This is a genomic window from Nocardioides xinjiangensis (assembly GCF_017916455.1).
GTDB lineage: Bacteria > Actinomycetota > Actinomycetes > Propionibacteriales > Nocardioidaceae > Nocardioides > Nocardioides xinjiangensis.
Map to the genome: position 1 here is coordinate 874340 of NZ_JAFMSY010000001.1, position 18701 is coordinate 893040.

Consider the following 18701-nt stretch of genomic DNA (forward strand, 5'->3'; position numbering starts at 1 on the left):
CATGCGCGCCATGAGCGCCAGCGTCCCGAAGCCCGAACGCAACCTCGCCCTCGAGCTCGTGCGCGTCACCGAGGCGGCCGCCATGGCCGCCGGGCGCTGGGTGGGCCGCGGCGACAAGAACGACGCCGACCGCGTCGCCGTCGAGGCGATGCGCGTGATGATCTCCACCGTCGAGATGCGGGGCACGGTCGTCATCGGCGAGGGCGAGAAGGACAACGCCCCGATGCTCTACAACGGCGAGGAGGTCGGCGACGGCACCGGCGCCGAGTGCGACGTCGCGGTCGACCCCATCGACGGCACCACGCTCACCGCGAAGGGCATGAGCAACGCGATCTCGGTGCTCGCGGTGTCGCCGCGCGGCTCGATGTACGACCCGAGCGCCGTGTTCTACATGGAGAAGCTGGTAACCGGCCCCGAGGCCGCCGACGTCGTCGACATCCGGCTGCCGGTGCGGGAGAACATCGCCCGTGTCGCGAAGGCCAAGGGCCTCTCCGCCCACGACGTCACGGTGGTGCTGCTCGACCGACCGCGGCACGCCAAGCTGGTGGAGGACATCCGCGAGACCGGCGCCCGGATCAAGTACATCACCGACGGCGACGTGGCCGGCGCGATCATGGCGGCGCGGCCCGACACCGGCGTGGACCTCCTGCTCGGCGTGGGCGGCACGCCGGAGGGGATCATCGCGGCCTGCGCGATGAAGTGCCTCGGCGGCACGATCCAGGGCCGGCTGTGGCCCCAGGACGACGACGAGCGCCAGAAGGCCCTCGACGCGGGCCACGACCTCGACCCCGACAACGTGCTCCACACCGACGACCTGGTGACCGGCGACGACGCCTTCTTCGTGGCGACCGGCATCACCGACGGCGAGCTGATGCGCGGGGTGCGCTACCGCGGCGACGGCGTCACGACGCACTCGCTCGTGATGCGCTCGCGCAGCGGCACGGTCCGCTCGATCACCGCCGACCACCGCCTCTCGAAGCTGCGCGCCCTCTCCTCGATCGACTTCGACAACTGAGGCGACTCCCGGCGGGCGGCACACTGCTCTGGCTCACGGGACGCGCGGGAGGGCCCGCGTCGTGTTCACTGGAGCCATGTCCTCCCGCCGCCCCACCACCGAGGCGCCCGCCGTGTCCGAGGAGCTCTTCGCGCCCGTCGCCGAGCAGGTCGAGCTCTGCTACCAGACCTTCGGCGACCCCGACGCGGAGCCGCTGCTGCTGGTGATGGGGCTGAGCGGACCGATGACCTGGTGGGACGAGGCGTTCTGCGAGCAGCTGGCGTCCGCCGGCTTCTACGCCGTGCGCTATGACAACCGCGACACCGGACGCTCCTCCCGCTACCGCTCGAGCGTCCGCGGGGACCAGCTGGTGCGCGCCTTCCTCACCGGCCGCGCCGACGCGCCGTACTCCATGTCGGACCTCGCCGGCGACGCCGTCGCGCTGCTGGACCACCTCGGCATCGACTCGGCGCACGTCGTCGGGGTGTCGATGGGCGGGATGATCGCCCAGACCGTGGCGCTCGAGCACCCGTCCCGGGTGCGGTCGCTGACCAGCATCAGCTCGACGACGGGCCGCCGCACGGTCGGCTGGCAGCACCCCTCCCTGCTGCCGCGGCTCATCGCGCCCCGCAAGGCCGGCCGGGACGCGTACGTCCAGAGCAGCCTCGCGATGTGGTCCCTGATCGGGTCGGCGGGCTTCCCGAGCGACCCCGACTCGCTGCGCACGCGCGCCCGCGACACCTTCGACCGCGGGATCAGCGCGAGCGGCGTGGTGCGGCAGATGCTCGCCATCCTCACCCAGCCCGACCGCACCGCGCGCCTGCGCAGCCTCCGGATGCCGGCCCTGGTCATCCACGGCACCGCCGACAAGATGGTGCACGTCAGCGGCGGCCGCTCGACCGCGGCCGCGATCCCCGGCGCCGAGCTCCTCCTCATCGACGGGATGGGCCACGACCTGCCCGCCAAGCTCTTCGACACCTTCGTGGACGCGATCGCCCGGACCGCCGACCGCGCGGGCGGGTAGGGGTCGCCCTGTTTCCAATCCCCCGCTTAAGCGGGGGATTGCGAACATCACGGGGCATGCAGACCCCCAGAAGTTCGCGACACGCTCAGGAAGTCCCGGCGGCTTCCGCGCTATCGCCCGGACCGCCGCCCGCGCGGGCGCGTAAGGTCTCCTATTTCGAATCCCCCGCTTAAGCGGGGGATTGCGAACATCCCGGGGCATGCAAACCCCGAGAAGTTCGCGACACGCTCAGGAAGTCCCGGCGCCTCGCGCTTCCCCAGCCCGACTCCCCCGCTCGCCCTCGCCGCGGGATGAGCGCCCGCCGACGCGCGCCCGCCTCCAGCCCGAGTCCCGGTTCCAGCGCACCCCGCGCGCCCGCCTCGGCGCCCGCCCCGATCCCCCAGCCCTACGCCGGGCGCGCGCCGGCCTCGGCAGCCGCGGTGAAGACGTCGGGCTCGCCGAAGCCGGCGTCGGCGAAGGCGGCTCGTACGGCGTCGCCCGCCGCGCCGGCGTCCCGCTCGGGCACCAGGCCGATGACGCAGCCGCCGAAGCCGCCGCCGGTCATCCGGGCACCGAGCGCGCCCGCGTCGAGCAGGGCCTCGACCGCCGTGTCGACCTCGGGCACGGTGATGCGGAAGTCGTCGCGCATCGACGCGTGCGAGGCGGTGAGGGCGGGGCCGACGTCGGGCAGCCGCCCCTCGTCGAGCAGCCGCACCACCGACAGCACCCGGTCGTCCTCGGTGACGACGTGCCGGACGTAGCGGCGCAGCTCCTCGTCGTCGAGGCGGGCCAGCGCGTCGTCCAGGTCGTCCGTGGTGACGTCGCGCAGCGCCCGGACGCCCAGCAGGCCGGCGGCCCGCTCGCACCCGCTGCGCCGCGCGCCGTACTCCCCGTCGGAGTGCCGGTGCGGCGCCCGGGTGTCGGCGACCAGCAGGACCAGCCCGGACGAGGCTGGGTCGAACGGGACCGGGCGCGAGGTCAGGTCGCGCATGTCGCAGAACAGCGCGTGGCCGGCCTCGCCGCGCAGGCTGGCGAGCTGGTCCATCCCGCCGGTCGGCGCGCCGACCGCGTCGTTCTCGACCCGCCGGCTGAGGTCGAGCAGCCCGTCCGGGCCGAGACCGAGCCCGAGGTGGTCGTCGAGCGCGCCCGCCACCGAGCAGACCAGCGCGGCTGAGGACGACAGGCCCGCGCCCGTCGGCACGTCGGAGTCGATCTCGATCCGCAGGGGCGGCACGTCGACGCCGTCGTCGTGCAGCAGCCAGAGCGCACCGAGGACGTACGACGCCCAGCCGGGGACGTCGGCGCGGTCGGCCAGGCCGGTCGCCTCCACGGTCACCGGGTCGGCCTCCTGCCGGGACACCACCGTCCATCCGGAGCCGGCCGCACGCACCTCGGCCGAGCAGCCCATGGGCAGCGCCATCGGCAGCACGAAGCCGTCGTTGTAGTCGGTGTGCTCGCCGACGAGGTTGATGCGTCCGGGCGCGAACCAACGCGTCACGTCTTGCCTGCTTCCAGCCGTAGGACCGGCCCACCCTCGAAGGTCGGTGATTGGTTGCCAAACCTAGCCCCAGCAGATAGACCAGTGACCGCAGTCACTGAACAGGAGGGCGCATGGCATCACGATCATCGACCCGATCACGCGGTCGCCCGGGAGCAAGACGGATTGCCGGCTCGGTGGCGTCGCTCGCCCTCGCCAGCAGCCTCCTGGCCGCCTGCGGAGGAGACGGCGGCACCCCGACGCTGAACTGGTACGTCAACCCGGACGGCGTCGACACCTTCAAGACCTACGCCGAGGAGTGCAGCACCGACCAGTACGACATCGCGGTGCAGGAGCTGCCCGCCAGCGCCACCGACCAGCGCACCCAGCTGGCCCGGCGCCTGGCGGCCGAGGACTCCTCGACCGACCTGATGAACCTCGACCCGGTGTTCGTGGCGGAGTTCGCCAACGCCGGGTGGCTGCAGGAGATCCCGGAGGAGCTCGCCACCGAGATCACCGACGGCGGCGACTACCTCCAGGGCGCCATCGACACGGTCACCTGGGACGACGGCGTGTACGCCATCCCGCTGTGGGCCAACACGCAGGTCCTGTGGTACCGCAAGTCGCTCGCCGAGGCCGCCGGTCTCGACATGACGCAGCCGGTCACGTGGGACCAGGTCATCGAGGCCGCGTCCTCCCAGGGCGGCACCGTCGGCGTGCAGGCCAACCGCTACGAGGCCTACGTGGTGTGGATCAACGCGATGATGCAGGGCGCCGGTGGCGCGATCGTCAGCGACACCGAAGCCGGCCGCGACGCGACCGTCGAGCTCGACAGCGACGCCGGGCGCAAGGCCGCGGAGATCATCCAGAAGCTGGCTGACAGCGACGCGGCGCAGGCCGACCTCACCGTGTCCAACGAGGGCACCAGCCTCGGGCAGATGTTCCCCGAGGAGGGTCCCGGCGAGTTCATGGTGAATTGGACCTTCGTCTACGCCAACTACAAGGGCCTCATCGGCTCTCCCGGCGGTCCCGCCGACGAGCAGGAGTTCGAGGACCTCGGCTGGGCGCGCTACCCCGCCACCGTCGAGGGCGAGCCCTCCAAGCCCCCGATCGGCGGCATCGACATCGGGCTCGGCGCCTACTCCGAGCACCCGGACTGGGCGCTGGAGGCGGCGCAGTGCATCACCTCCACGGAGGCGCAGGTCGACCTGGCCGTCAACGACGGCCTCATGCCCTCGACCAACTCGGCCTACGACGAGGTCGCGGCCACGGGTGAGTTCCCCGAGGACCTCCTCGACCTCTACCGCACCAGCGTCGACGAGGGCGGCCCGCGACCGAAGAGCCCCTTCTACAGCCAGATCTCGAGCGCCGTGCAGTCGTCGTGGCACTCGCCGACGTCGGTGACGCCGGACTCGACACCCCAGCAGTCGGCCGACTTCCTCACCGAGGTCCTCGCCGGAAGGAGCTTGCTGTGACGCACACGACCGTGGCTCCCGACGACAAGCGCGACGTGCGCCGGGCCGACAAGGCAGCCGCCAGCGACCGGTCGAAGGCCGAGAACCGCCTCGGCATGCGGCTGGTCGCCCCCGCGATCTTCCTGATGCTGCTGGTGACGGCGTTCCCGATGCTGAGGGCGATCTACCTCAGCGTCTTCAACTACAGCCTGACCGCACCCGACGACCGCGAGTTCGTGGGCCTGTCCAACTACCTGACCGCCCTGACCGACTCGCTGTTCTGGGAGACGACCCTCAACACCGTCTTCATCATGGTCGTGACGGTGGCGATCGAGCTCGTCATCGGCTTCGCCTTCGCCATGGTGATGCACCGCGTGATCTTCGCCCGGGGCGTCATCCGCACCTCGATCCTCATCCCCTACGGCATCATCACGGTGGTGTCGGGCTTCGCCTGGCAGTTCGCGTTCAGCAACAACAACGGCTTCGTGAACGCCTGGCTGCCCTTCGTCGAGGACAACTTCAACTGGTTCGGCGAGTACGGCTCGGCGATGGCGGCGATCATGGTCTCGGAGATCTGGAAGACCACGCCGTTCATGTCCCTCCTGCTGCTCGCCGGGCTCGCGCAGGTCTCCGAGGACATGCTCGAGGCGGCGAAGGTCGACGGCGCGACGTGGTGGCAGCGGCTGTGGAAGGTCATCCTGCCCAACATGCGCTCGGCGATCATGGTGGCGGTGCTGTTCCGCGCGCTCGACGCCTACCGCATCTTCGACAACATCTTCGTGATGACCGCCGGCGCGCAGGGCACCGAGTCCATCTCGTTCCTGACCTATCGGCAGGTCATCGAGCAGTTCCAGCTCGGCATCGGCTCAGCGCTGTCGGTGCTGCTGTTCCTCTCGGTGCTGCTCATCGCGTTCCTGATCGTCAAGATCTTCCGCGTCGACCTGGCCGCCGCGCGGCAGGAGGGCTGAGACATGTCCACGAAGAACAAGATCGGCATCGTCATCGGAGCGGCCCTGATCCTCCTGTGGTGCCTGCTGCCGGTGGCGTGGATCATCTCGCTGTCCTTCAAGAGCCAGGAGGCGATCACCAACGGCAGCCCGGGCTTCCTGCCCTCCGAGGGCGGCGGCGCCGGCTGGCAGAACTACCGCGACGTCCTCGCCGACGACCAGTTCCTGCGCTCCATCCTCAACTCGATCGGCATCTCGCTGATCGCGACCTTCCTCTCGGTCGTCATCGCCACGCTCGCGGCGTACGCCATCGCGCGCCTGGAGTTCACCGGCAAGAAGTTCGTGCTGACGCTGGCGCTGGTGATCGCGATGTTCCCGGTGGTCTCGCTGGTCGGCCCGCTGTTCGACATGTGGCGCACGTTCGGGATCTACGACACCTGGCCCGGCCTGATCATCCCCTACATGTCCTTCACGCTGCCGCTGGCGATCTGGACGCTGTCCGCGTTCTTCCGCGAGATCCCGTGGGAGATGGAGCAGGCGGCCCAGGTGGACGGCGCCACGTCGTGGCAGGCGTTCCGCAAGGTGATCGTCCCGCTCGCGGCCCCCGGTGTGTTCACCGCGGCGATCCTGACGTTCTTCTTCGCCTGGAACGACTTCGTCTTCGGGATCTCGCTCACCTCGACCGAGAACGCACGACCCATCCCGGCGGCGCTGTCCTTCTTCGTGGGGTCGGACCCGTTCAACCGGCCGGCGTCGCTGCTGGCCGCTGGAGCCGTCGTCTCGACGATTCCGATCATCGTCATTGTCCTGCTGTTCCAGCGCAAGATCGTCGCCGGCCTCACCTCCGGCGCAGTGAAGGGGTGATCAGCTCATGGCTGGCATCGAGATGAAGAACATCGTCAAGAAGTACGGCGACGGCTTCCCGGCCGTCAACGACGTGAGCATCGACGTGGAGGAGGGCGAGTTCCTCATCCTCGTCGGCCCCTCGGGCTGCGGGAAGTCGACCCTGCTGCGCATGATCGTGGGCCTGGAGGACATCACCGACGGCGACATGATCATCGGCGGCAAGCGGGTGAACGACCTCGCGCCCCGCGAGCGCAACCTGTCGATGGTGTTCCAGAACTACGCCCTCTACCCCCACCTCACCGTCTACGAGAACATCGCGTTCCCGCTCCGCCTCGCCGGGAAGTCCGACTCCGAGGTGGACCAGAAGGTGCGCGAGGCGTCGAAGACGCTCGAGCTCGACGAGCACCTCGAGCGCAAGCCCGGCAACCTCTCGGGTGGTCAGCGCCAGCGCGTCGCGATGGGGCGAGCGATCGTCCGCGACGCCGAGGCGTTCCTCTTCGACGAGCCGCTGTCGAACCTCGACGCCAAGCTGCGCGGGCAGATGCGCACCGAGATCGCCCGGCTGCAGAAGCGCCTGGGGATCACCACGGTCTACGTCACCCACGACCAGACCGAGGCGATGACGCTGGGCGACCGCGTCGCGGTGCTCAAGCGCGGCGTGCTCCAGCAGCACGCCACTCCGCGCGAGCTCTACGAGAACCCGGCGAACCTGTTCGTGGCCGGCTTCATCGGCTCGCCGCCGATGAACTTCCTGCCCGCCAAGGTCAACGGGGACTCGGTGGAGCTGCCGTTCGGCACGGTCAAGATCCCGGCCGACAAGGCGCAGAAGGCCCAGGGCAAGGACCTGCTCATCGCGGGCATTCGACCCGAGCACTTCGAGGACGCGAGCGTCGTCGACCCGGACAGGGTCACCGACGAGTCGACCTTCACCGCGAAGGTCGACGTGGTGGAGTGGCTCGGCAACGAGGCCTACGCCTACGTTCCCTTCGAGGCGCCGCCGGAGGTGCAGCAGCAGCTCCAGCAGCTCGAGCGCGACCTCGACGGCGAGTCGTTGCGTACGCAGCTGGTGGTGTCGCTCGACGGCGCCAGCCGGATCAGGGAGGGCGACGAGGCCACCATCTGGGTCGACGTCCGCAAGATGCACCTCTTCGACCCCGCCACGGGCGACAACCTCACCATGGACGCGGCCAACGCCGGCATCGTCCCGGGCGGGAACACCATGGCGAGGGCCGAGCAGGTCGGGCAGCAGCAGGACGGCGTCCAGCCGGGCGGGAGCCAGGCCACCGCCTGAGCCGAGCACCGCCACCACGGTTCTCCGGCCCCGCAGGTCGGCGACGGAACGAGGCCCCGGGAGCACCCGCTCCCGGGGCCTCGCTCACGTCGGGCGGCTCAGGCGGAGAGCCGCTCGCCGCTCTCGGTGTCGAACACGTGGACGTGCTGCGGGTCCGTCGTGACGTAGAGCGTCTCGCTCTTCTGCGGCTCGTGGCGGCCGCTCATCCGGATGATGACCGTGGACGGGACCCCCTCGACGTCGCTCGTGCCGTAGACGTAGCTGTCCGCGCCGAGCTGCTCGACCACGGTCACCTGGACGGGGAGCCCGCCCTCCTCGGCCGACACGATGCGCCAGTTCTCCGGTCGTACGCCGACGGTGACGCGGCCCTGCATCGTGCGCTCGGCGGTGGGGTCCACCGGCACCGTGTAGCCGCCGATCCTCACCTCGCCGTCGGCAGCGAGCCCTTCGAGCAGGTTCATCTGCGGGGAGCCGATGAAGCCGGCGACGAAGAGGTTGGCGGGCTTGTCGTAGAGGCGCAGCGGCGTGTCGACCTGCTGCAGGACGCCCAGCTTCATCACCGCGACCCGGTCGCCCATCGTCATCGCCTCGACCTGGTCGTGGGTGACGTAGACGGTGGTGATGCCGAGGTCCTGCTGGAGGCGGGCGATGTCGGTGCGGGTCTGCACGCGCATCTTGGCGTCGAGGTTCGACAGAGGCTCGTCCATGCAGAAGACCTGGGGCTGGCGCACGATCGCGCGGCCCATCGCCACCCGCTGCCGCTGCCCGCCCGAGAGCGCCTTGGGCTTGCGGCCGAGGAACTCGGTGAGGCCGAGCATCTCCGCCGCCTGGGCGACGCGCTTCTTGCGCTCGTCGGACGACACCTTGGCCATCTTGAGCGAGAAGCCCATGTTCTCCTCCACCGACATGTGCGGGTAGAGGGCGTAGTTCTGGAAGACCATCGCGATGTCGCGGTCCTTGGGCGGGACGTTGGTGACGTCCCGGTCGCCGATGAGGACCCGGCCCTCGTTGATCTCCTCGAGCCCCGCGAGCATGCGCAGGGTGGTGGACTTTCCGCACCCGGAGGGACCGACGAGGACCATGAACTCGCCGTCCTCGATCTCCAGGTCGATGCCCGGGACCGCCGGTTCATCCGCCCCCGGATACCACCGCTGGGCGCCTTCGAACGTCACTGATGCCATTGTCTGCTCCTTCACCGGCAGGTACGTGCCGGACGATCCGTCGTGAAGTGACGCAGGCCACAGTAGCGGCACCCGGCCCGCCGCAAGTGGGCGTCCGAGCGGGCGCCCGGGTGGGTGTCCGGGTGCCTGGGCTCAGAAGGTGCCGAGGTACTTGCGCGGGGTGCCCGGTGCGGGCAGGCGCTGCACCTGCACCGAGCCCATCAGCGCCAATCCCCGCACCCGTACGACGGGCGAGTCCGGGCCGATCTCGGCGGGCACCTTGTCGCGGGCCTGCCCGTAGTCGCCCATGATCGGGGTGCCGTCGACCACGACGTGCACGTGGGCCGGGACGAGGATCTTGACGTCGCCCATGATGGCGCTGGCGTTGATCTGGGTCTCGTGACTGGTCAGGATCGCCTCGCGGAGGTCCAGCGTGACGCTGCCCATGAGCGAGAACGCCGAGTGGTGCTCGGGCACCTGCCACACGCCCCGACGCCGGCAGTCGCCCATGATGGCGGTCGAGGAGTTGTGCCCGACAGCCGGGACCGAGGGCTGCGGGCGGCGCACCGGCGCCGCGGCCGGGGGCGTCACGGGGCCCGCCGGCTGGAGGTCGACGGTGATCGGCACGAGCTCGCCGTAGGTCTTGGCCTGCCAGGTCAGCTCCAGGCGCTCCTCGAGCTCGTCGAGGTCGAGCCGGCCCTCGGCCGCGGCGTCGCGCAGCACGTCGGCGACGCGCTGGCGGTCGGCGTCGGAGACGCGCATCTGCGACGGGTCGTACGGGTGCTCGATCTCCCCCATGGTCCAAGACTAGCGAGGTCCGCGGCCCGCGACCCGTGACGTGCGTCAGGCAGGCACCGGCAGGCGGGCAGCCTCAGGCGGGCGGTCGGGGCGCGGCGAAGTGCTGGTAGTCCTTCGAGGACAGCCAGTCGCCTCCCCACTCCCAGCCGATGCGCGCGAAGGCCCTGACGACGAGGTCGCCGGCCCGGACGACGCCGGGCGAAACCGGTGCGGAGCGGCCGCGGTCGATCGCGACGAAGCGCCGCCCCGCCGGCGGGTCGACCGAGCCGGGGCGCACGTAGGGATTCTGCACCGGGTTGAGGTCGATCGCGGCACCGAAGGCGTGCTGCGACCAGCTCGACTGCCCCGCGACCCGGCGGCAGTTGAAGCCGGAGGTGTTGTTGGCCGCCATCGAGGCGTCGTCGTCGGCGCCGTAGTCGTCGACCAGCCGCATCCGCGCGATCGGCCACCCGGCGTCGTACAGCCGCCCGAAGACCCCGGTCACCGCGCGCGCCCACCGGCGGTGCACCACCATCTCGCCGGTGCGGGCACGGCCGTCGAGGTCGCGGTGCGTCATCCGGAGGTGGCGGAGGTCGCGCAGCGGAACCGGGCAGCCGGGGCGGTGGCTGCGGCGCATCCGCTGCGCGAGGTCGGCGTCGATGCGACTCACGGAGGCGGCGTACGCCGGGTCCGCAGCCTGCCCGGCCCCGGGCTCGGCGCCCAGCCCGGTGCACCGGCGGCGCGCGCGCCAGTCGGCGACCGCGCGGGTGCGGGCGGCGCCGGCCAGAGGCACCGGACGGCCGTCCGTGGCGGAGATCCGGGCCGGGGTCCACGACTTCCCGACGACCCCGTCGGCGTCCAGGGTGACCGAGAGGACGCCCGTCGCGGACTGGCGGTCGTGGTACCAGACGAAGTTGCCCAGCCCGTAGCCGACGAAGGTGTCCCCCGCCCAACCGGCGCCGCCGAGGACGTGCGAGTGGCTGCCCACGACGACGTCGGCGCCGGCGGCGGCCAGGTCGCGGACCAGCAGGCGCTGCGACTGCGTGGGGCACGACTCGTACTCCTTGCCCCAGTGGAGGTAGACCACCACGAGCTGGTCCCTCGCAGCGGCCGCCTCGACCGCGTCGAGCAGGGCACCCGGTCGCCGGCCGCGCGCCGACGCCGTGCCGGGGTTCGACGGCCCGGCCCTCCAGACGCCGCTCGACCCCTCGCGCTGCACGCCGTCCGCGGCGAGGAAGGCCACCTCCAGGCCGCCCGCGCGCACGACGTGCGGGGTGAGCGCCTCGGTCTCGTCACGACCCGCACCGACCATCGCGAGCCCGCGGGTCCGCCCCGCCGCCAGCGTGTCGGCGAGCCCGACGGCGCCGTAGTCGCCCACGTGGTTGTTGGCGACGCTCACCACGTCGATCCCCGACGCGAGCAGCACGTCGACCGCACGGGGGCCGGCGCGGAAGTGGTAGCGGTCCTGGGGGCGCTCGAGCTCCTTGGGGTCCGGGCGGCCGCGGGTGGTGAGGGCCGTCTCGAGGTTCACCATCGCCACGTCCGCGGCGCGCAGGGTGCGGGCGACCGGGCCGAGCGAGGCGTCACGGCGCTCGAGCAGCCGGCCGGCGTCCCCCTCGAAGTGCACGTCGCCCCCGAATGCGAGGGTGACCCGGCCGGTGCTCGCCGGCTCGGTCGTCGCGGTCACCGGCGACGGGGGCGGGGGCGCCTCCGCCGGCGCCGAGGACGTGCAGCCCGAGGCGACGAGCACGCAGGCGAGGACCACCACCAGCCGGCGACCGCGTCCGTCCACGCCTCGATTGTGCCGTGGCACAGGTAGCCAACGAGTAGAGCGGGATTGAGCGGGAGGTGGGCGGGCAGGTGGGCGGTGGGTCAGGCGGCGGCCGTGGCCAGCTGTCGCGCGACTGCCAGGGCGGCCTGCCGGCCCGCCCGGGAGGCGCCGATGGTGCTCGCCGACGGGCCGTAGCCCACCAGCTGCACCCGCGGGTCGCGCACCGCCGTGGTCGCGCCCTGGACGTTGCCGCGCACCGGCACGAGTGCGATGCCGCCCTCCGGGGACCGCAGGCCGAGCGGCGCCAGGTGGTCGACGGCCGGGCGGAAGCCCGTGGCCCAGAGGATCGCCCCGGCCGGCTCGAAGCGACCGTCCGCCCACCGCACGCCGTCCGCCTCGATGCGCTCGAACATCGGGAGCCGCTCGTACGCCCCGAGCCGGGCGGCCTCCTGCTCCTGCGGGCGCAGGGCCAGACCGGTCACGCTCACCACGCTCGCCGGCGGCAGCCCGCGGCGTACGCGCTCCTCGACCGCCGTCACCGCCGCGAGGCCGGCCGCGCCGTCGAGCTCCTCGCGCCAGACCGGCGGACGGCGGGTCACCCACAGCGTGCCGGTGACGGGCGCGAGCTCGCCGAGGAGCTGGACCGCCGACGCCCCGCCACCGACGACCACCACGCGGCGCCCACGGAAGTGCTCGGCGCCCGGGTAGTGCGCGGTGTGCAGCTGCTCCCCGGCGAACGACGCGATGCCGGGGTAGAAGGGCACGAAGGGGCGCGTCCAGGTGCCGGTCGCGTTGACGAGGGTCCGCGTCCGCCACACGCGGTCGCCCGCGCGGACGACCAGCAGGTCGTCCTCGCTCTCGACCCGGTCGACGTGCACGGGGCGCACGACGGGCAGGTGGTGCCAGCGCTCGTAGCCGTCGAAGTAGTCGGGCACGACGAGGTTCGCCGCCTCGTCCGAGCCGTCCGGGGCGGTGGATCCGGGCAGGTCGGCGACGCCGTGCACGTCCCGCATGCTGAGCGAGGCCCACCGGTGCTGCCAGGCGCCGCCCGGCTGCGGGTTGGCGTCGAGGACGAGGTGGTCGATGCCGCGCTGGCGCAGGAAGTACGACGCCGCGAGGCCGGCCTGGCCGGCGCCGACCACCAGGGAGTCGAGGGGCTGCACGTCGGTGCAACGCCGCCCCGTGCCCCCCTATGCCCGCCCTGCGCCCGTGCCCGCCCGTGCCCCGGCGGGCCTGTCGTCGCGGGGCGTGGCGTGGCAGCCTCGGGGCATGGACACCGCCACCCCCTCCCTCGCCGCCCTCGCCACCCGGCTCCTCGACCTGCACCACGCCGGCACGACGCTCGTCCTGCCCAACGTCTGGGACGCCTGGTCGGCAACGGTCGTCGCGGGCGCCGGCTTCGGCGCCCTGAGCATCGGCAGCCACCCGCTGGCCGACTCGCGCGGCCAGGGCGACAAGGAGGACATGACGATCGACGACGCCCTCGACGGCGTACGCCGGATCTGCGCGGCCGTCCCGGACGTGCCGGTCACCGCCGACATGGAGTCCGGCTACGGCGTCGCCCCGGCGGAGCTGGTCGAGCGGCTGCTCGAGGCCGGCGCCGTCGGCCTGAACGTCGAGGACACCGTCCACTCCGAGAGCGGGCGGATGCGGTCGGCGTCGGAGCACGCGGACTACGTCGGCGCGATCCGGCAGGCCGCCGACGCCGCCGGGGTCGACCTCGTCGTCAACGCCCGGACCGACGTGTTCTTGAAGCGGGACCAGTTCGAGGACCCGGTCGCGGAGGCCATCACCCGGCTGCGCGCGTGCGAGGAGGCCGGGGCGCGGTGCGTCTACCCCGTCGGCGTGCCCGACGCTGCCTCCCTGCAGGCCCTGCTCGAGGCGCTCGACGGCCCCGTGAACGTCATCGCCAACCCTCGCACCGGATCCGCGGCCGGCTCGCTCGAGGACCTTCGGGTCATGGGCGTGCACCGGGTGACCTTCGGCCCGAAGCTGATGCAGGAGCTGGCGCCCGACCTCGTCGCTCTGGTGGCCCCCTGGAAGTAGCCCCACGCGGGCCGGGGCCGCGCTAGCCTGCCGCCACGCCGGGCCGCCGGCGTCCGTGCGGCCCCGGACGGGCCGGCTACCGGGGGTGTCGTCGTGCGGATCGTGCTGTTCCTGGTCCCGTTCGTCCTGGCCGTCTACTGCGTCGTCGAGGCGATCTCCAGCCGTGACGGCGACGTGCGGAACCTGCCCAAGCTCTGGTGGATCCTGCTCATCCTGTTCTTCCCCGTCGTGGGGTCGATCGCGTGGCTCGTCGCCGGACGGCCCCAGCGGGCCCGCCGCCACGGCCCGCACGAGCGCAGCGCCAGCGCGTTCCCCGAGTACGACCGACCCGGGCGCTTCGCCGCCGCCGACCCGGCGGCCGACGAGGAGTTCCTCCGGCAGGTGCGCGAGCGCGCGGAGGAGCAGCGCCGCAAGGCCCGCGAGGAGAAGCGGCGCGAGGCCGAGGGCGGATCAGGACCCGAGGCCGACCCGGCGTAGCATCGGCGGCCGTGAGCGCTGCCGCTGGACCCGAGTTCCACTACTCCGACCTCCTCCCCACCGCCGGCTCCAACGGCGCCCCGGAGACCCCCTACCGGCTGGTCACCACCGAGGGCGTCTCGACCGTCGAGGCCGGGGGACGCACCTTCCTCCACGTCGAGCCGGAGGCGATCCGCCGGCTCACGGAGGAGGCGATGCACGACATCAGCCACTACCTGCGACCCGGCCACCTGGCCCAGCTGCGCCGGATCATCGACGACCCGGAGGCCTCGGGCAACGACCGCTTCGTCGCCCTCGACCTGCTCAAGAACGTCAACATCTCCGCCGGCGGCGTCCTCCCGATGTGCCAGGACACCGGCACCGCGATCGTGATGGGCAAGAAGTCCGAGGGCGTGCTCACCGGCGCCGACGACGGCGAGGCGATCAGCCGCGGGGTGTACGACGCCTACACCCGGCTCAACCTCCGCTACTCCCAGCTCGCGCCGCTCACCACGTTCGAGGAGCGGAACACCGGCACCAACCTGCCGGCGCAGATCGAGATCTACTCCACGCCGGCGCAGGACCGGCCGGAGTACAAGTTCCTCTTCATGGCCAAGGGCGGCGGCTCGGCCAACAAGTCGTTCCTGTTCCAGGAGACCAAGGCGGTCCTCAACCCGACGCGGCTCATGGAGTTCCTCGACGAGAAGATCCGCTCGCTCGGCACCGCCGCGTGCCCGCCGTACCACCTGGCGATCGTCATCGGCGGCACCAGCGCCGAGTTCGCGCTGAAGACGGCCAAGTACGCCTCCGCGCGCTACCTCGACGACCTGCCGACCGAGGGCTCGATGAGCGCGCACGGGATCCGCGACGTCGAGCTCGAGGAGAAGGTCTTCGAGCTCACCCAGTCGTTCGGCATCGGCGCGCAGTTCGGCGGCAAGTACTTCTGCCACGACGTCCGCGTCGTCCGGCTCCCCCGGCACGGGGCCTCCTGCCCGGTCGCGATCGCCGTCTCCTGCTCGGCCGACCGCCAGGCGCTCGGCAAGATCACGCCCGACGGCGTCTTCCTCGAGCAGCTCGAGACCGACCCGGCGCAGTACATGCCCGACGCCGGGCTGGCCGAGGACATCGCCGGCGGCGAGGTCGTGCGCATCGACCTCAACCAGCCGATGGCCGATATCCTGGCCGAGCTGTCGAAGCACCCCGTCAAGACGCGGCTCTCGCTCACCGGGCCGCTCGTGGTCGCCCGCGACATCGCGCACGCCAAGATCAAGGAGCGGCTCGACGCCGGCGAGGAGATGCCGGCGTACCTCAAGGACCACCCGGTCTACTACGCCGGCCCGGCCAAGACCCCCGAGGGCATGCCGTCGGGCTCCTTCGGCCCGACGACCGCCGGACGGATGGACTCCTACGTCGAGCAGTTCCAGGCCGCCGGCGGGTCGATGGTCATGCTCGCCAAGGGCAACCGCTCCAAGCAGGTGACCGAGGCGTGCGGACGCCACGGCGGGTTCTACCTCGGGTCCATCGGCGGTCCGGCTGCCCGGCTGGCGCAGGACTGCATCACCTCAGTCGAGGTGGTGGAGTACGAGGAGCTCGGCATGGAGGCGGTGTGGCGGATCGAGGTCGAGGACTTCCCGGCCTTCATCGTCGTCGACGACAAGGGCAACGACTTCTTCACCGACCCCTCGGGCGCCGTGACCGTCCCGCTGAGCTCGCTGACCGGCTCCGGCATCCGGGTCCGCTCGGCCCAGTAGCGGCCCAGTAGCGGAGGCGGGGCTCAGCGGCGGTCGGTGACCCGCGCGGCGAGGGTGGCCGCCGCCTCCCCGATCCGGTGACCGAGCGGCTCGCCTCCCTGCACGCGGCCCTGCTGGGCGCCGCCGAGGAGGACGGGCGCGTGGGCCGAGATCGCCTCGACCGCCTCGCGGACCGCCGGGAGGTCCTCGACGGTCGGCACGCTGAGCACCACGGCCGCGGGCTGCAGCGTGCGCACGGTCTCCACCCAGGACTCCACGGGCAGGTCCGCCCCGAGGTAGGTGACGTTCACGCCACGGCTGCGCAGCACGAGCGCGAAGGCCAGCACGCCCAGCTCGTGGCGCGACCCCCGCGCGAGGCCCACCACGACCCGCGGGGCGTCCGGCGGGGCGTGCGGCAGCTGGTGGAACGCCTGGGCCAGACGGCGCAGGACGGCCGCGCTGACGAAGTGCTCCCCCGCCACGCTGACGGCACCGCGCTGCCAGGCGTCGCCGAGCCGGACGAGGGACGGCAGCAGCCACTCGTCGACCGTCACGGCGAGGTCGCCCTCGGCGAAGGCCTTGTCGAGCAGGCCCTCGACCCGGGCGACGTCGAAGTCGGCGGCGGAGGTGGTGAGGTCGTCGAGCCGCGACAGCGGCGAGCCGCCGGTGCCGGACCGCGGGAACACCCCGGCGACCGGCTCGGCCAGCACCCGTCGTGCGGCCTCCCGCGGCGACCAGCCCGCGTCCACCAGGTCGCGCATCGCCGCCAGGCGGCGCACCGCCTCGTCGTCGTAGAGGCGGTAGTTGCCCTCCGAGCGCGCGGGCGCGACGACGCCGTAGCGCTGCTCCCACTTTCGCAGGGTCTCGCGCGGCACTCCGGTGAGCTGGGCGGTGCGTCCGGCGGTGTACATCTCTCTAGGGTACCCAGCGTTGGACAAAGTGTGTACAAACGCGGGGACGAAGTTGCTTGTCCACCACAGTGGACAAACTGTGGACAGGCGAGCGGCCGGCTCGGGCGCTCCGCCCGGGTCGATGTCCCTCCGTGCCGGCCGGGCCGGGCGGGACCTCCGGTCGCTAGCTGACGGCGCCGAGCCGGGTGGCCACCCTGGCCGCGGCCGCGCCGGCGAGGTGACCCAGGTGCTCGGGCCCCTCCACCATGTCCTGGTGCGCGCCGCCGAGGAGCACGCTGGTCATCGGCATGAGGGCGTCCACGGCCTCGCGGACCGCTGGCAGGTCCTCGACCGTCGGCACGGCGAGGACGGCCGCCTGCGGGTCGATCAGGCGTACGGCGCCCACCCAGGCCTCGAGCGGCAGGTCGCCCCCGAGGTAGGTGACGGCGACCCCGCGGGACCGCAGCACGAGGGCGAAGGCGAGCACGCCCAGCTCGTGGCGCGCGCCCCGGGCGAGCCCCACGACGACGCGCGGGCCGCCGCTCGGCGCCGGCTGCAGGGACTGGAAGGCGTGCGCCAGCCGGCGGTGCACGGTGGCGGTGACGAAGTGCTCCCCGGCAACCGAGACCAGCCCGCGCTGCCACGCCGTCCCCAGGTGCACCATGGAGGGCATCACCCAGTCGTCGACGACCGAGACGACGTCGTTGTCGGCGAAGCCCTCGGCGAGCAGCCGCTCGAGCCGGGGCACGTCGAAGTCCTGCGCACACTCGACCAGGGCCGCGAAGCGCTCCTCGAAGGCCGGCACCTCCGGTCGGCTCAGTCGGGCCTCTGCCGCGGCGACGTCCTCGGTGACGTGCCGGGCGGCCTCCTGGGCGGTCCACCCCGCGTCGACCAGGCTGCGCATGACGCTCAGCCGGCGCACGGCCTCGTCGTCGTACAGGCGGTAGTTGCCCGACGAGCGCTGCGGGACCACGACGCCGTAGCGCTGCTCCCACTTGCGGAGCGTCCCGGTGGGCACGCCGGTGAGCTCCGCCGCCCGACCAACGGTGTACACGCCTTCCAACGTAGACGCCCGTCCCGCCCAGCGGCAGCCATTTCGCGAAGCGTGGCGCGTGGCGGGCGCCGCGCCGCGCCGCTCCGGCGGTGGCGTGCCGGCGTCGCGGGCGCCGTCCTTGGCAGGATGGTGCCGTGGACTACGTGGAGGTGGCGCGGGCGGAGACCGAGCGGGGGGACGTGGTGCTGCGGCGGCGCACGTCCGACACGGCCCCCGACGTCCTCGAGCTGCGGGTGAACGGCGTCTTCGTGATGGACACCCTGGAGACCACCAGCGAGATCGAGCTCGCGGCGCAGGCGCTGGACCTGGTGGAGCAGCCGCGCTCGGTGCTCATCGGTGGGCTCGGCCTCGGTTTCACGCTGCAGCGCGTGCTCGCCGACCCGCGCGTCGAGCGGGCGGTCGTGGTGGAGATCGAGGAGCCGCTGGTCCAGTGGATGCGCGACGGCACGGTGCCCCACGGCCCGGCCGTCCTGGCGGACACCCGCGCGACGGTCGTCAACGCCGACATCGCGATGGCGATCGCCGAGGCGCGCTCGACGTACGACCTGGTGCTGCTCGACGTCGACAACGGCCCCGGCTACCTGGTGCACGAGGCCAACGAGGCGGTCTACGAGGAGGAGTTCCTGCGTCGCTGCCACGACCTGCTGAGCCCCGGCGGCGTGCTGGTGGTGTGGTCGGCGAACCCGGCGCCCGACCTGCTCGAGGCCCTGCGCGCGGTCTTCGGCGCGGCCGAGGAGCAGGCCCACGACGTGCTGCTGCAGGACCGCCCCGAGAAGTACCACCTCTACCTCGCGCGCCGCTGAGG

General features: G+C 72.4%; 17 protein-coding genes. 10 read left to right on the forward strand and 7 right to left on the reverse strand.

Annotation, left to right across the window (positions count from 1 at the left end):
* Position 1: 1 nt before the first annotated feature.
* The gene (gene glpX / locus J3P38_RS04200; protein ID WP_282593960.1) at positions 2–1015 is read left to right on the forward strand and encodes a class II fructose-bisphosphatase; all 1014 of its coding nucleotides are present in this window, start codon (positions 2–4) and stop codon (positions 1013–1015) included.
* A 76-nt stretch (positions 1016–1091) separates the two neighbouring features.
* Positions 1092–2018, forward strand: a complete 927-nt coding sequence (locus tag J3P38_RS04205; protein WP_210438603.1) for an alpha/beta fold hydrolase — start codon at positions 1092–1094, stop codon at positions 2016–2018.
* A gap of 385 nt (positions 2019–2403) precedes the next feature.
* Here J3P38_RS04205 and galK read toward each other — a convergent pair whose 3' ends face one another.
* Positions 2404–3495 carry a galactokinase gene (gene galK, locus J3P38_RS04210; protein WP_210502753.1) on the reverse strand — a complete coding sequence of 364 codons (1092 nt, stop codon included), beginning with the start codon at positions 3493–3495 and terminating at the stop codon, positions 2404–2406.
* Between the two features lie 176 nt (positions 3496–3671).
* Here galK and J3P38_RS04215 point away from each other — a divergent pair, with 176 nt between their 5' ends.
* The 4 genes from J3P38_RS04215 to J3P38_RS04230 are packed head-to-tail and all read left to right on the forward strand — an operon-like array spanning position 3672 to position 8012.
* Positions 3672–4949 carry an extracellular solute-binding protein gene (locus J3P38_RS04215; RefSeq protein ID WP_210438605.1) on the forward strand — a complete coding sequence of 426 codons (1278 nt, stop codon included), beginning with the start codon at positions 3672–3674 and terminating at the stop codon, positions 4947–4949.
* Positions 4946–5896 carry a carbohydrate ABC transporter permease gene (locus J3P38_RS04220; RefSeq protein WP_307807701.1) on the forward strand — a complete coding sequence of 317 codons (951 nt, stop codon included), beginning with the start codon at positions 4946–4948 and terminating at the stop codon, positions 5894–5896. The genes J3P38_RS04215 and J3P38_RS04220 overlap by 4 nt, the downstream gene beginning before the upstream one ends.
* A 3-nt stretch (positions 5897–5899) precedes the next feature.
* Positions 5900–6739 (forward strand): carbohydrate ABC transporter permease, encoded by an 840-nt coding sequence (locus J3P38_RS04225; protein WP_210438606.1) that lies wholly within the window; start codon positions 5900–5902, stop codon positions 6737–6739.
* A 7-nt stretch (positions 6740–6746) separates the two neighbouring features.
* A complete protein-coding gene (locus J3P38_RS04230; RefSeq protein ID WP_210502754.1) occupies positions 6747–8012 on the forward strand; it encodes an ABC transporter ATP-binding protein in 1266 nt (421 codons plus the stop codon).
* 98 nt (positions 8013–8110) lie between these two features.
* Here the strand turns inward: J3P38_RS04230 and J3P38_RS04235 are convergent, their stop codons facing one another.
* From J3P38_RS04235 to J3P38_RS04250, 4 genes are all read right to left on the reverse strand, one after another.
* Positions 8111–9193 carry an ABC transporter ATP-binding protein gene (locus tag J3P38_RS04235; RefSeq protein WP_210502755.1) on the reverse strand — a complete coding sequence of 361 codons (1083 nt, stop codon included), beginning with the start codon at positions 9191–9193 and terminating at the stop codon, positions 8111–8113.
* 132 nt (positions 9194–9325) lie between these two features.
* The gene (locus tag J3P38_RS04240; protein WP_210502756.1) at positions 9326–9970 is read right to left on the reverse strand and encodes a DUF1707 SHOCT-like domain-containing protein; all 645 of its coding nucleotides are present in this window, start codon (positions 9968–9970) and stop codon (positions 9326–9328) included.
* 73 nt (positions 9971–10043) lie between these two features.
* A complete protein-coding gene (locus J3P38_RS04245) occupies positions 10044–11741 on the reverse strand; it encodes a CapA family protein (protein ID WP_210502757.1) in 1698 nt (565 codons plus the stop codon).
* An 80-nt stretch (positions 11742–11821) separates the two neighbouring features.
* The gene (locus tag J3P38_RS04250; protein WP_210502758.1) at positions 11822–12883 is read right to left on the reverse strand and encodes an NAD(P)-binding domain-containing protein; all 1062 of its coding nucleotides are present in this window, start codon (positions 12881–12883) and stop codon (positions 11822–11824) included.
* A gap of 106 nt (positions 12884–12989) precedes the next feature.
* Between J3P38_RS04250 and J3P38_RS04255 the strand changes: the two genes are divergently transcribed.
* The 3 genes from J3P38_RS04255 to J3P38_RS04265 all read left to right on the forward strand — a co-directional run bounded on the left by J3P38_RS04255 (position 12990) and on the right by J3P38_RS04265 (position 15973).
* Positions 12990–13766: an isocitrate lyase/PEP mutase family protein gene (locus tag J3P38_RS04255; RefSeq protein ID WP_210502759.1), complete on the forward strand. Its 777-nt coding sequence runs from the start codon at positions 12990–12992 to the stop codon at positions 13764–13766.
* A 93-nt stretch (positions 13767–13859) separates the two neighbouring features.
* Positions 13860–14243, forward strand: coding sequence for a PLDc N-terminal domain-containing protein (locus tag J3P38_RS04260; RefSeq protein WP_307807702.1), 384 nt, complete (start codon positions 13860–13862; stop codon positions 14241–14243).
* 11 nt (positions 14244–14254) lie between these two features.
* Positions 14255–15973, forward strand: coding sequence for a fumarate hydratase (locus J3P38_RS04265; RefSeq protein ID WP_210502760.1), 1719 nt, complete (start codon positions 14255–14257; stop codon positions 15971–15973).
* A 23-nt stretch (positions 15974–15996) separates the two neighbouring features.
* On the opposite strand, the gene J3P38_RS04270 is transcribed toward J3P38_RS04265, so the two are convergent.
* Positions 15997–16863, reverse strand: coding sequence for a MerR family transcriptional regulator (locus J3P38_RS04270; protein ID WP_210438614.1), 867 nt, complete (start codon positions 16861–16863; stop codon positions 15997–15999).
* Between the two features lie 163 nt (positions 16864–17026).
* On the reverse strand, positions 17027–17896 hold the full coding sequence (locus J3P38_RS04275; protein ID WP_210502761.1) for a MerR family transcriptional regulator: 870 nt from the start codon (positions 17894–17896) through the stop codon (positions 17027–17029).
* A gap of 134 nt (positions 17897–18030) precedes the next feature.
* Here J3P38_RS04275 and J3P38_RS04280 point away from each other — a divergent pair, with 134 nt between their 5' ends.
* Entirely contained in the window at positions 18031–18699 is a 669-nt protein-coding gene (locus J3P38_RS04280; protein ID WP_210502762.1) for a spermidine synthase, read from the forward strand.
* Positions 18700–18701 lie beyond the last annotated feature (2 nt).